Annotated in this window: 14 protein-coding genes; 4 read left to right on the top strand and 10 right to left on the bottom strand. The window is 61.7% G+C overall.

Annotation, left to right across the window (positions count from 1 at the left end; genetic code table 11):
- Positions 1-66 precede the first annotated feature (66 nt).
- On the bottom strand, positions 67-1245 hold the full coding sequence (gene purT / locus AB5Y48_RS01245; protein WP_368163523.1) for a formate-dependent phosphoribosylglycinamide formyltransferase: 1179 nt from the start codon (positions 1243-1245) through the stop codon (positions 67-69).
- Between the two features lie 61 nt (positions 1246-1306).
- Positions 1307-2143 (bottom strand): DMT family transporter, encoded by an 837-nt coding sequence (locus tag AB5Y48_RS01240; RefSeq protein WP_136613570.1) that lies wholly within the window; start codon positions 2141-2143, stop codon positions 1307-1309.
- A gap of 256 nt (positions 2144-2399) precedes the next feature.
- Here AB5Y48_RS01240 and AB5Y48_RS01235 point away from each other — a divergent pair, with 256 nt between their 5' ends.
- A complete protein-coding gene (locus tag AB5Y48_RS01235) occupies positions 2400-2999 on the top strand; it encodes an FMN-dependent NADH-azoreductase (protein WP_060586216.1) in 600 nt (199 codons plus the stop codon).
- Positions 3000-3058: 59 nt separating this feature from the next.
- Here AB5Y48_RS01235 and AB5Y48_RS01230 read toward each other — a convergent pair whose 3' ends face one another.
- The 3 genes from AB5Y48_RS01230 to AB5Y48_RS01220 form a co-directional block, all read right to left on the bottom strand.
- Positions 3059-3247 (bottom strand): DUF4250 domain-containing protein, encoded by a 189-nt coding sequence (locus AB5Y48_RS01230; protein ID WP_050664920.1) that lies wholly within the window; start codon positions 3245-3247, stop codon positions 3059-3061.
- 3 nt (positions 3248-3250) lie between these two features.
- Positions 3251-3712, bottom strand: a complete 462-nt coding sequence (locus AB5Y48_RS01225) for a MarR family winged helix-turn-helix transcriptional regulator (protein WP_050664919.1) — start codon at positions 3710-3712, stop codon at positions 3251-3253.
- 107 nt (positions 3713-3819) lie between these two features.
- On the bottom strand, positions 3820-5028 hold the full coding sequence (locus tag AB5Y48_RS01220; RefSeq protein ID WP_368163520.1) for a UPF0149 family protein: 1209 nt from the start codon (positions 5026-5028) through the stop codon (positions 3820-3822).
- Positions 5029-5190: 162 nt separating this feature from the next.
- Between AB5Y48_RS01220 and AB5Y48_RS01215 the strand changes: the two genes are divergently transcribed.
- Together AB5Y48_RS01215 and AB5Y48_RS01210 are read left to right on the top strand one after the other, a co-directional pair.
- Complete coding sequence (locus AB5Y48_RS01215) at positions 5191-6039, top strand: S1 RNA-binding domain-containing protein (protein ID WP_368163561.1); 849 nt, start codon at positions 5191-5193, stop codon at positions 6037-6039.
- Positions 6039-6356, top strand: a complete 318-nt coding sequence (locus AB5Y48_RS01210) for a DUF1289 domain-containing protein (protein ID WP_050664917.1) — start codon at positions 6039-6041, stop codon at positions 6354-6356. The genes AB5Y48_RS01215 and AB5Y48_RS01210 overlap by 1 nt, the downstream gene beginning before the upstream one ends.
- A 36-nt stretch (positions 6357-6392) precedes the next feature.
- Here AB5Y48_RS01210 and AB5Y48_RS01205 read toward each other — a convergent pair whose 3' ends face one another.
- The 5 genes from AB5Y48_RS01205 to AB5Y48_RS01185 all read right to left on the bottom strand — a co-directional run bounded on the left by AB5Y48_RS01205 (position 6393) and on the right by AB5Y48_RS01185 (position 11436).
- Entirely contained in the window at positions 6393-6710 is a 318-nt protein-coding gene (locus tag AB5Y48_RS01205) for an HI1450 family dsDNA-mimic protein (RefSeq protein WP_368163518.1), read from the bottom strand.
- Between the two features lie 241 nt (positions 6711-6951).
- Positions 6952-9318: a hypothetical protein gene (locus AB5Y48_RS01200; RefSeq protein WP_368163516.1), complete on the bottom strand. Its 2367-nt coding sequence runs from the start codon at positions 9316-9318 to the stop codon at positions 6952-6954.
- A gap of 10 nt (positions 9319-9328) precedes the next feature.
- On the bottom strand, positions 9329-10273 hold the full coding sequence (locus tag AB5Y48_RS01195) for an outer membrane beta-barrel protein (RefSeq protein ID WP_368163514.1): 945 nt from the start codon (positions 10271-10273) through the stop codon (positions 9329-9331).
- 115 nt (positions 10274-10388) lie between these two features.
- Positions 10389-11033, bottom strand: a complete 645-nt coding sequence (mtgA, locus tag AB5Y48_RS01190) for a monofunctional biosynthetic peptidoglycan transglycosylase (protein ID WP_368163560.1) — start codon at positions 11031-11033, stop codon at positions 10389-10391.
- 97 nt (positions 11034-11130) lie between these two features.
- Entirely contained in the window at positions 11131-11436 is a 306-nt protein-coding gene (locus AB5Y48_RS01185) for an HI1450 family dsDNA-mimic protein (protein WP_060586205.1), read from the bottom strand.
- A 236-nt stretch (positions 11437-11672) separates the two neighbouring features.
- On the opposite strand from AB5Y48_RS01185, the gene AB5Y48_RS01180 reads away from it, so the two are divergent.
- Complete coding sequence (locus tag AB5Y48_RS01180; protein ID WP_050664910.1) at positions 11673-12518, top strand: DUF5718 family protein; 846 nt, start codon at positions 11673-11675, stop codon at positions 12516-12518.
- Positions 12519-12552: the final 34 nt, after the last annotated feature.

Raw genomic sequence — 12552 nt, 5'->3', positions numbered from 1 at the left:
AGTTGAGGCGGCGATCCAAAAAAGAGAAGGGCGCATAATAGCGCCCTCGTCCACGCCTGTCAGGCATCAAGGGTGCATAGTGATGCCGTCGGCCACCCGTTTGGCCTGGGTGACTGCATCCAGGGTGTCACTGCCCCGGGCCAGGGCGACCCCGAGGCGACGGCGTCCCTGGATCTCGGGCTTGCCAAACAGGCGCAGCTGGGCACCAGGCACCGGGGCCAGGGCCTCGGCAAGGCCGCTGAAACGGATATCCTGGCTGTGGCCATCGCACAGTACCACGGCCGAGGCGCTCGGGCCGAAGTGGGTGATGCGACCGATGGGGAGCCCCAGGATGGCGCGCACGTGCAGGGCGAACTCCGAGAGATCCTGAGAGATGAGGGTGACCATGCCGGTGTCGTGGGGACGGGGCGAGATCTCGCTAAACCACACCTGATCCCCCTTGACGAAGAGTTCGACCCCGAACAAACCGTGACCGCCGAGGGCCTCGACCACCTTGCCGGCCACCTCCCGCGAACGGATCAGGGCCTGCTCGCTCATGGCCTGGGGCTGCCAGGATTCCCGATAGTCTCCCTCCTCCTGGCGATGGCCGATGGGATCGCAAAAATGGATGCCGTCCACGGCGCTCACGGTGAGCAGGGTGATCTCGTAGTCAAAGTCGATGAAGCCCTCGACGATCACCTTGCCGCGCCCGGCGCGCCCTCCCTCCTGGGCGTAACGCCAGGCGTGGGCGAGATCGGCCTCGCTTCGCACCACGCTCTGCCCCTTGCCCGACGAGCTCATCACCGGCTTGACCACGCAGGGCATGCCAACCTCGGCCACGGCGGCGCGAAAGCCGGACTCGTCATCGGCGAAGCGGTAGGGTGAGGTGGGCAGTGAGAGCTCCTCGGCGGCCAGACGGCGGATCCCCTCCCGGTTCATGGTGAGGCGAGTGGCCCGAGCGGTTGGCACCACCCTGTGCCCCTGGGCCTCCAGGTCGAGCAGGGTGTCGGTGGCGATGGCCTCTATCTCGGGGATGATGACGTGAGGGCGGAACGTCTCCACCAGCTCACGCAGGGCATGACCATCGAGCATGTCGATGACGGCGCTGTGGTGGGCCACCTGCATGGCGGGGGCATCGGCGTAGCGATCGGCGGCCATCACCTCCACCCCGAGTCGCTGCAACTCGATGGCGACCTCCTTGCCGAGTTCACCTGAGCCCAACAGCAGGGCGCGGGTAGCAGAGGGGCGGGTTGCGGTTCCCAACATGATCTCACTCCTTATGGTCACGGACGTAAAAAAAGAGGCACGCATGGCGTGCCTCGGGATCTCAACGGTGTTGGCGCTGCTCCAGATGGGTGAGCAGGGTCACGGCGCCTATGATAATGGCGGCGCCGAGCCACAGTCGTCCCGGTGGCGCCCAGCCAAACACCAGCCAGCCGGCGGCCACGTTCATAGGCAGTTTGGCAAAGTCGAAGGGTTGCACGAAGGAGGCTTCGGCCACGCTGTAGGCGCGGGCGATGGCCATCTGTGCCAGGGCTGACAGGGCGCCGGCGGCGGCCACCAACCACCACTGCTCCGGGGTGGGCCACTGCCACTCGGGCAGGGCCAGCATGGCGTTGAAGGGGGTACTCAACAGCAGCAGGTAGACCACCAGGGTGTGAGAGGATTCGGTGGCTGACTGATAGCGAACCAAGAGGGAATAACCGGCCCAAAACAGGGCGGCGGCCACCGGCAGCAGGGAGGCGAGGGTAAAGTCCTCGCGCCAGGGGGCCAGGATCACCATGGCCCCGGTAAAGCCCCCCAGGGTCGCCAGCAGCCGGGCCCGACTCACCTTCTCCCCGAGGAAGAGGGCCGAGCCCAGGGTGGCGAAGAGGGGGGAGGTCATCAACAGGGCGATCCCCTGCCAGATGGGAATGGGAACCGCCAGCGCCCAGAGCCAGAACTGGATACCCACCACCGCCAGGGCGACCCGAAACAGATGCAGGCGCAGTTGGCGGGTAAGCAGCGAGTGCTTGAGTCCGTGGCGAATGAGCCAGGGGAGCAGGCAGACGAGAGCGATAAGATATTGGTGGAAGGCGACCTGGGTGGAGGGGAAGCCCAGCTTGAAGCTGACATACTGGCTCAGGCTGTTGACGGCGGCGAAGCAGAGACCGGCGACCATCATCCAGACTGCACCGGCCAGAGGGGAGTGCCTGTGCATGGTAGGAGATAACTGTCAAAAAAGTGCGGCGAATGATAGCGGCAATCGTTTGTTCTGCCAAGCCCTGTGGCTTTTCTCAGGGATGTCGCTCTCTGGCGAAGATACTATGGTTCAAATTTTTTGAATGAATGGAGCCAACTTTTTCGCTGTGATGGGAAACGCCGGGGGATTAGAGTCTCTCCATCGGCTCAGGGGAGCCAGACACATCAGGAGCACAATCATGAGCAAGATCCTCGTACTCAAGTCCAGCATACTCGGCGGCTACTCCCAATCAAGCGCCCTTATCGATCACCTGCTTGCCGAGCGCCAGGCAAAGGGAGAGGTTGACACCGTGACCGTGCGCGAGCTGGCCGAGCTCGAGTTGCCGGTTCTTGACGGCGAGCTTGCCGGTGCCCTGCGCGGTGGCGACAACCTGAGTGAGCGGGCCCGTCAGGTGGTGGCACTCTCCGATGAGCTGGTAGCCGAACTCAAAGGGAGCGACATGGTGGTGATTGCCGCCCCCATGTACAACTTCAACATCCCGACCCAGCTCAAGAACTGGATCGATCTGGTGGCCCGTGCCGGGGTGACCTTCAAGTACACCGAGCAAGGCGCCGTTGGTCTGGTGGATGGAGTGCACGCCGTGGTGGTGAGCCCGCGCGGTGGCATGCACCTGGGTCAGCCAAGCGATCTGGTCACCCCTTATATGAAGGTGTTTCTCGGTTTTATCGGTATCACTGAGGTGGAGTTTGTTTATGCCGAGGGGATGGGCATGGGGCCGGATGCCGTGGCCAAGGGGTTGGAGGCAGCCCGGGCACGGGTGGCCGAACTGGTTGCCTGAGTGCGCTGCAAATAAGAGAGGGCCGGCATATTGCCGGCCCTTTTCACATCCACGAAGGCTTAACGAAACTGCCGCTGAGCGGGCTGATAGGCAAACCCCCCCTCGGCCAGACGGGCCTCGAGGGCGGTGCGGTCGATGTCATGGGCGCGCACCAGATCGTCGAGATCGTCGTAGTTGTCGCGCAGCTGCATGTTAACCAGGCTCAACAGCATGTTGATGTCCATGGTCGCGAAACGCTCGAGTCCCATTGATCACTCCTTGTCGAGAATGTGCAGCTTGTCGATCGCCTCATCCAGCGCCTTGAGCTGGCTATTGATCTGCAGGCGAGCGTCATCGGGCAGGTGCTGGCTCAGGGTGGTCTCCCAGCTGGCAATGTCCTGCTTGAGCTGCTGGAACAACTTGAGGCCGGGGGCGGTCAGGGAGACCAGATTGATCCGCTTGTCGTGGGCGTGGCTTTCGGTTGAGACGATCCCCTTCTCGCCGAGACGGTGGATCTCGCGGGAGATGCGTACCTTGTCCATGCCGCTCGCCTCCACCAGCTCTTTCTGGCTGATGGGATATTGGGGACCCAGCACCATCATGAGGCGCCACTGGGGCACGGTTAGCTGGTAGCGCTGCTGGTAAAATTGCTCGAAAGTCTCCCGCACCATCTCAGCGGCATGGACCAGCTGATAGGGGGGATAGTGTTGGAGCAGGCCGATGGGTTTGTGCATAACGTCTCCTGCGGGCAAACCGCCCCGCCAGGCGGTTTCTAATGATACTGGCTCATGATACGCCATTTATAAGGCCTGCTCCATGGCCTGGGTCATCCTTTGTCGTCTCAGCCCTGGCGCAGCCAGAACAGGGCGCCATGCTTGAGCCAGGCCTCGCGGGTTGCCATGGCATAGCTGGCGGCCTCGTCCCGATTGCCGGGGCTGTAAACCTGCGGCGCCTCCTTGGGCAGCTTGCGGCTGCCGAGCAGGCAGGCCTTGACGTGCGCATTGGCGCGGCACGCCTCGGAGAGAGCCGCAGCAGCGGCGTCCCGCCCCTGGGTGGCGAAGAGCATCAGGGCGCGATTGAAGCAGAGCCAGGTGCTGGCCTCGTCGAAGCGCTCAAGCAGGGCGGCGAGCGCCTCCCAACGCCCCTCCAGGGCATAGAGACTGGAGAGCTGGTAGCGACAGCCGAGCGGGTCGTCCTGGCACAGGGTAAGCAGAGCCTGGTAGTGCTCCTCTGCCTCTTGCAGGCGGCCTTGCTCGCGCAGGCAGTCGGCCAGACTCGCCCGGGCGGCCAGCAGGGGCCGAGCGGCAGGCTCGCTCCAGGCATAGCCACCCAGGGCCTCGAGGGTGGCCTGGTCAAACCGGGTGGAGGCATCCTCGACGATAAGGCCATAGAGGCGTGCCCGCTCATGGCTGCTGCGAGTGCGGGAGGCTGCATCAAACCACTCTTGCCAACGTTCGGCCTGCTCTACCGGGATCTCCGGCTCGGCGTAGTCGCCCGGGCTTACCGCCTGCTCCGCATGAAGCAGACCATTGAGGGCACTCTTCATCTGTTGCCGGCTGCGCTTGAGAAAATCGGGCAAGGCCGGGGCGTCAGGGGCGGCCTGATGGAGCATCTGCGCCATCTGGCGGTCGCGAAACAGACAGAGCTCGGCGGCCAGGCTGAAACGCAGCTGGGTCGTCGGGTGATTGAGATCGTTGGGCCGTGGCCAACAGGCAAAGCCCAGGCTAAAGCCGTGGCTCCACTGGCGCAGGGGCTGATCATCGGTGAAGACAGACTCGGGATCTCCGCTCGGCAGACGACACTGGGTGGGCAGGGCGAGCTGCCCCTCATCGGCCAGGAGCTCAAGCTCGTCGATGAGGCTATCGATGGCCTGCCTGGTTTTTTCATCCAGCGCCCCTTGCCAGAGGCCGGCGAGAGGGTGGTGCCAGTCCGGCAGATCAGGCCCGGTCAGGCGGGCACAGAGAAAACCGTGCAGGCCGGCGTAACCCAGCCCTGGTAGTGCCTGCTCCAGCCAGGCATTGAGATGTCGGGTGCGAACGGATGGCGTCATCTGCGGATCCTCGTTAAGAAAATTGGCGCGAAGTCTACCTAAAAGTAGGGCCATTAGCAGCCAACCCTCGCCTGTTTGCCTGAATTGTGTGCAGCCAGGCGATGCTGCTGGCAGCAGTTTGCGGTAAGATGCGCCCTCGATTTAGGTGTCGGAATTGAGATGATGATTGAGATTGGCAAGAAAAATACCCTGACCATAGTCGAGCTCGAACCCAAGGGGGCCTGGCTCGAGGCGGGGGATTACGGCGAGCTGTTGCTGCCGCGTCGCCAACTGCCGCCCGAGGCGGAGGTTGGGCTGGGGGTGGAGGTGTTCCTCTATCTGGATGCGGATTGCGAGCCGGTGATCACCACCGACCAGCCCAAGGCGATGGCGGGCGAATTTGCCGGTCTCAAGGTGGTCAGTGCCAACAAGATAGGCGCCTTCCTCGACTGGGGCATGAAAAAAGACCTCTTCGTCCCCGAGCGTGAGCAGGCCAAGGCGATGCAGGTGGGCCGTACCTATCTGGTCTATCTCTCCCTCGACCACGAGGGGCGTATGGTGGGGACCAGCAAGATCGACCGTCATCTGGCCACCGACCGTCCCCCCTTCAAGGCCGGGGATGAGGTGTCGGTACAAAGTGGCGATCACACCCCGCTCGGCATCAAGGTCGTGGTCAATGGCCGCTGGCCCGGCATGCTGTTCAAAAACGAGATCTTCGGTCGCCTGCAGACCGGGCGTCCCACCCGCGCCTGGGTCAAGCAGGTGCGCGACGACGGCAAGCTCGATCTGACCCTGAACCAGCCCGGTATGGGCAAGGCCGATGATGCTTCCTGCAAGATCCTCGCCCGACTCGAGCGCCAGGGCGGTTGGTTGGCCGTCGGGGACAAGAGCGACCCCGAGCTCATCTACCAACTCTTTGGCATCAGCAAGGGCACCTTCAAGAAGGCGATCGGTGGACTCTACAAGCAGGGCCGCATCCAGATCGAAGGGGAGGGGATCCGGCTGGTGAACTCAGAGGACGAGCCTTCCTGATGCCATCCCCCTGCATCGGCGATTGCCGCGCCGTCGGCGGTATCTGTCTCGGGTGTGGTCGCACCCTTGGCGAGATCGGGCGCTGGAGCGCCATGGACGAGGCACAGCAGCGCGCGCTCATCGAGGAGCTCAAGGGCGAGCGCAGCTCGGCCCGCTGTGAGCGCTGCGGTGAGCCCCTCTACTGCGCCGTCTCGGCGGGTGAGGGGATCGAGGCCTGCTGGTGCAATCAGACCCGGCCACTGCCCATGGCGCCCGATGCTACCCGATGTCTGTGTCGCCGCTGCCACGCTTTGGCTCAGCAGCAGGCGGGACGCTAACGCGAAGAGGCCCGTCGATGATGACGGGCCTCTTCGTTATTGGGCCGGATACCAGCGAACATGGAGCGTCTGCTCTCGGCTCTCGAGCGGGACCAAAAACTTGGCATAGATGGTGTCGAATTCGTCCTGATGATCGAGCAGTCCCACCCACACCTCGGCCCAGTCGGTCAGGCTCACCGGAGCACCCAGCTCGTTGGCCCAATCTTCGACGGGCAGGGTGGCCTCGACCGCTCCACGCTGCTCGAACTCCAGAGTGATATCGACCACTTGCTCCGGGGTCAGGTGATCCGCCGCCTCTTCCAAAAAGCGATCGTAGGCCAACTCAACCAGTTGGTCCGGGGTTCTCTGTGTCATAACTCCTCCATCAAAGCGGCCCAACTCTAACAGTAATCCCGCCCTGGAACCACCTTGCCCCGATGGCAGAGGAAGACCATGCTTGAAGCCGCAACAGGAGGCGCGATGAAGACACGGCGGTACAGGCTTAAGGTGCGGCGCCGAAGAGAGGTGTGGTGGTGGCACTTTTTGCCCCAGCTGGAGCAGGGCAGAAAAAAGGGGCCGTCGTGACGCGGCCCCTTTGACGTGCGGTTATGACTGATTACTGGATGCAGTTGACCAGAAGTGGGCTGGTGTTGCCCCAGTTGGCAAAGTCACTGCCATTTTGCCAGTCCAGCGCCTTGTGTGTTGTCGAGCCGGCCTGGGTCGCGCTCCAGTTCTTATATTTGGGCCAACCGAACACGGGATCGAGTTCATTGACGGGGGTGACCTGACTTCCAAAATGAACCTGCCAGAGAGTCAAGTTGTTGAGACCCTGCGCGGTGGGAGCCTGGTTGTCGCCGTTGGGGGCGGCATGGCTGTCGGTAGAGTAGGTATTGTTCTCGACGGGCAGTGACCAACTGCCTACCGGGTCGCCATCGGTCAATTGACGACACAATTGCAGCGCCGGGCTGGTGGGGGTGGGTGAGGGGGCGGCATGGCTCAGCCTTGCCCAGTGGATGCCTCCCTGGATCAACTCACCCGACGAATCGGGAGCCGGCAGTCCGGCTCCAAGACCGGCCAGATCCTTGAGGTTGACCTCTGCCCTGCTCAACGGACGGTGGAAGTACGCCGAGCCGTCGATGGGGGTGCCCGAGGCATCTTCCCCTGCCAGCAGCAGACGTGTGACGGGGGCTATGCCTCTCAACCCGGCATTGGCGCCATTGTAATAAACACCCCCGACGACGCATTGGGTGTCATCGGTGCAGAGGGTGTCGCCAGGGCCGCGGCTTTCGGAGGCGTTGAGGCAGATCTCGCCATATTGCTCGGTCTGCAGGCAATATGTCACCTCTTTGCCCACAAAGTGGCGCGCATCGATGGCGGGGGCTGTGTGGTTTCGAATCGCATCGGCCCACTCCCGATTGTCTATCATGCCGTTTCCGTTGAGATCGTGCACCGCATTGGTGTCATAGCCAAGGAGGCCACGCAAAGCGGCCAAGAGGGTGGTACCAATACGATAAGCCGGGACCGGAAAGGCTCCAAGAGGTTCACTCATGGACCCATTATGGCCGGGACCGCTGATATTGGAGGTATCGACCAGCCAGCGGGAATGCCCGCTAAGACCGATGATGTCGGCATAGAGGGTGCGGTTGTACTCCAGGTGTCCATATAACCTGATGGCCGCTCCGGTAATCTGGGAACAGGTCAGGGGGCCTGACAATCCGGCATTGTCGATGGGGACGACACAATATTGGATGGGTTGCCCAACATCATCGCTGGCAATGTTGTAATCGCAGGGTTGGCCGGCGCAAATCTGATCCCGGCCTGAAACTCGCCAGAATGACACACTGTTCCCCTCGGGTCGTCCCGTCGATGAGGGGATGTATTGGTATTTACCAGTGAGGAGAGCTCCCGCGTGTGGCCAATCACCGTTGGCGACTGTGATGGTCGATTCAGCCGAAGGAGGAATCCCCTGCGGGGTGGTGACCACCGGGCCCAGGGTGTCACAACGTTCAATTCCCGTATCGGGCAAGCCGCTCTTGGCCACTGGCGTGACGCAGTAACCCACTATAGTGCCCGCATCGCTCGCGGTCAGTTGGTAGCTGCGGCCGGTTGCCCCCGGAATCGAAACTCCGGCACGCTTCCATTGGCGCAGGCTTGTTCCCTCTTGATCGCCATCTTCATCTTCATAGAGATAGGCTCCCTGCAAGGTATTGCCAACAGCAGGCCACCCCAGGGCTGCGAGCTTGATGACCTCCGGAGCCTTGCCAGTTTTTGCCCCTATGTGGGGGGAGGCATCGCTGCAGCGGGTCTCTCCCTGTGTCGGATTGTTGTGGGGGTCTCTTGGAACCGAAGCCGGCCTGACGCAAAAGGTCACACTCTTGCCCTGAAGCGAGGAGGTCAGAAGCAGGCTTTGACCACTCGCTCCGGCGAGCACGACCCCATCGACCAACCAGCTGTAACGGCTGCTCCCCTCCCTGTCCTGTGGATCTGCATCCTGATAGGTATATTGACCGTTGACGGTATCGCCAACAGTCAACCCACCGGCAGGCATCAGGGAGACGGCTTTCGCCTCAGGTGCGGAGCCGGTTGGCATTCTGATGAGGAGGGGCAGGCTGCAACGCTCTTCGCCGCGCGTCTGTGCGGTGCCTTGTGCTACCGGGCTGACACAAAATGCGATCCGTTTGCCCACCATGGCGGAGGTCAAGTTAAGGCGTTGGCCCATACCCAGCGTACTGTTCTGGCTGTCACGCCAGCGTAGTTCACTGGCGCCCTCGAGACGGGGTGGTGTATTGGGATCCACAAAGAGATATTTCCCTTCCAGGGTCGCGCCAACCAGCGCATCACCGTCGATATCGAGCAGTTGAGCCTGGGGCACTTGCCACTGGGGGGCGGGCGGGGAGACGTCGGGCCGACTGGGGAAACCATCGTCACCATTGCCTCCGCACCCCCCGAGGATCAGGGTTAGCGTGATGAGTGTTTTTTTCATATCCATCTCCTCAGGGTTGCCACTGCAGTTCGACCCGACGATTCTGAGCGCGACCTTCCTCTGTGCTGTTGTCGGCAATAGGGGCGCGAGCCCCGTCCCCGCGGGGGCTAAGGCGCTGGGGTGCTATGCCCTGACTTGCCAACCAATCGGCAACGGCCTGGGCTCGTCGTTCACTCAACCCTTGGTTATAGGATTGCGAGCCACGATCATCCGTGTGGCCGGTAATGAGTAACCGGCTTTGTGGCGCCTCGAGCAGGCGATTGAGCAGCGGTGTCAGTACTGCGGTATCGCGCAGGGTGGCGCTGTCGAAGGCAAACAACGTTTCAGCCGAGAGAGGGGCCAATACGAGCCGGGTCGGGACGGGAGGCAGCGTCGTCTGGGTGGGGGCAGATGGGGTGCTGGCTGCGAAGCGATAGACGACGCCCAGGCTGGTGAGGTGATGGTCACTCTGCCCGAGCCTGTCGTTGCCCAGGCCATCAATGAACTGATATTCGAGGCGGGCCAGCCAGCGTTCGTTCAGTCGATATTCGATTCCGGTGGCAAACAGTGCATCCCAGCCGCGATCGGAGTAATGATATCCCTCACCATCGACCTTGCCCCACCAGTGGAGCGCGCCGACTCGGCCATAGAGGGCAAGAGGATCGAGCACGGGATAGGTTACTTTGGCGGAGAGATCGGCGCTTTGCATGGTTCCGTCTACGTCACCGGCCCTGTATTCTCCCTTGGCCTTGCCAAGCCAGGTGTAGCCGCCCTCGAGCGCAAGCCATTGATTGATTTCCATACCGCCAAACACGCCACCGCCAAGGGCATCACGTTGGCAGCCGGTGGCCCATGACTCACAACCGGCCTGAAAGTATGACCAGCCTATGCGTGCACCCGCATAGGGCGTCGCAGCCTGGGCCGGAGAGAGAAATCCGGTGGCAATGAGTGAAAAAACAAGACTCTTAATCTTCATCCTTGATACGTCCAACAGCTGAGTGTGGGTATCATGTTACGGTCTTGGTGGTTTCCGTTCAAATCCATGTCTGGAGTCTGTGACGCATCTCCTGTGGATGTGAAATGGTGGGAACTCAGGGGGCCTGCTGAACCTGCTGCAGGGTCACATTGCCCAGTTGCTGCATCTGGCGACGGATCCAGGCAGAGCGTTTTGCGACATAAGGGGAGGGAGGATTGACTTTATATCGCCAGGGGTTGGGCAGGGCGGCCGCCAGCAGGGAGGCCTCATAGGCGCTCAGGCGACTGGCCGGTTTATGAAAATAGTGGCGTGCGGCGGCTTCGGCGCCGTAGATACCCGGCCCAAACTCTACGATGTTGAGATAGACCTCGAGGATGCGAGCCTTATCCCAACCAAGCTCCATCAGCAGGGTAAACCAGGCCTCCAGCCCTTTGCGCAGGAAACTGCGATCGCTCCACATGAAGAGGTTTTTCGCGGTCTGCTGGCTGAGGGTGCTGCCACCACGCACTGTACGTCCCGCCTCGTTGTGTTTGAGTGCGGCCTCGATGGCCTGCAGATCGAAACCGCTGTGTCGGGGGAAGTGTTGATCTTCGGCGGCGATCACCGCCAGTTGCAGTGAACTGGCTATCTTTTCGAGGGGAATCCAGCTGTGTTGCACCTGCTTGATGGGGGCCGGCGGGTCGATGGCTCGCAAGAGGCGCCAGCTCCAGAAGGGGGGATCGATAAAGCGCAGCATCCCTACGCAGAGAATGGAGAGCATTACCCCCCACAACAGCGTGATCACAAGCAGCCGGGGCAACCGGCTCCAATGCCAGCGGGGGCGCGGCAGGGTGAGGGGAATAACGTCGCTCACGGCATCACGGCAGCCATTCGATATGACAGAACTTCTCTTCGTCTGATCGAGAAAGCAGCAGACGGGCAAACAAATGGGTGAACTCCTCGCTCTCGTTGACCAGGCCGATCCACACCTCGGCATACTCCTCGTCGTTGACGGCAAAGCCTACATCGGCTTCCCAGTCATCGCCGAGCTCTACTTCGGCCATCAATCCCTGCTCGTTATAGAGGGCATTGAAACGGGCGATCTCGTCGGCGGGAAGGTTATCGGAGGCCAGCTCGAGGAAGAGGGTCATGGCGGTATCGAGCAGTTGCATAGGTTTGGTCATCAATTGGATCCAAAAAGAGGGGTGAGCCGGATTAGGTGTATGCAGCCGGAGGCTGGGGCGCATTCTATCCTTGTGCTGCCCCCTTGGCGAGGGGTAAACCTTTGTTCCACCTGAAGAGAGGGGGACCACAGTTTGGTCTCTCAGTAGTGGGCGCCACCCAAAGAGCTGTGCTCTAATAGCGCGTTTCGAGTGATCCCCGGCCACCCGTAGTGGCTGGTATGCAGCGGAGTGGAGTAATGCAAGAGAAGCAGTGGCATCAGATGATGGGACTGGGTGTGGCCGGTAATTTTGCCGGGCACCTTGAGCAGGCCGGCGAGGCCTCCGATTTTGTGGCCGTCATGGTGCGTGACAAGTTGGCGCCCAAGGCGATGTTTCCTTTTTATGTGCCGGGGCACGATGGCCAACTGGGCGTCTTTCCGGTCAGCAGCGATACCCTGTTACTGCCAGAGGCCGCCATATCCGGGGATGAAAAGGTGCAGATTGAGCCGGAGGTCGCCCTGCTGTGTCAGGTCGAATATCGGGATGGCAAGGTGAGCGCACTGCGACCCACCGGGTTTGGTGCCTACAATGACTGCTCTATTCGCAGACCCAATGCACGCAAGATCAGCGAGAAGAAAAATTGGGGGCCTTGCAGCAAGGGGCTTTCAGCCACCCTGTTGCCCATCGATGGGTTGCAGCCTGGTGGCCTGCTCGACGGTTATCGCATCGCCTGTTATCTGCAGCGCGATGGTGAGTTGATCCCCTATGGGGTGGACAGTGCCGTGGTCGACTACAGCTATTTCCATGGTCGGCTGGTGGAGTGGATGTGTGACAAGCTCAATCATCAGGAGGATGAGGGGCCGGCCGAGTATCTGCTCGGGCTGCTGGAGGGGGCCGGTTATCCTTCTCGGCTGCTTGTCAGCATAGGGGCGACCCGCTACACCGACTTCGGTGAGCACAACTTCCTGGCCCCGGGTGATGTGAGCTGCGTCGTGCTCTATCCTGCTGACCGCTACGATGAGCGGGCCGTGCAAGAGGCGATCCGCAGCCGCTCCTTTCCTGCAGACATGAGCCCCCTGATCCAGGCGGTACGCGGGATCTGAAGGTCGCTTGGTGCGATAAAAAGAGAAGGCCAGT

Source organism: Aeromonas sp. R6-2, from assembly GCF_040908155.1.
GTDB lineage: Bacteria > Pseudomonadota > Gammaproteobacteria > Enterobacterales > Aeromonadaceae > Aeromonas > Aeromonas schubertii.
The sequence above is the reverse complement of the archived record's forward strand: the minus strand, read 5'-3'. Positions and strand labels throughout refer to the sequence as shown.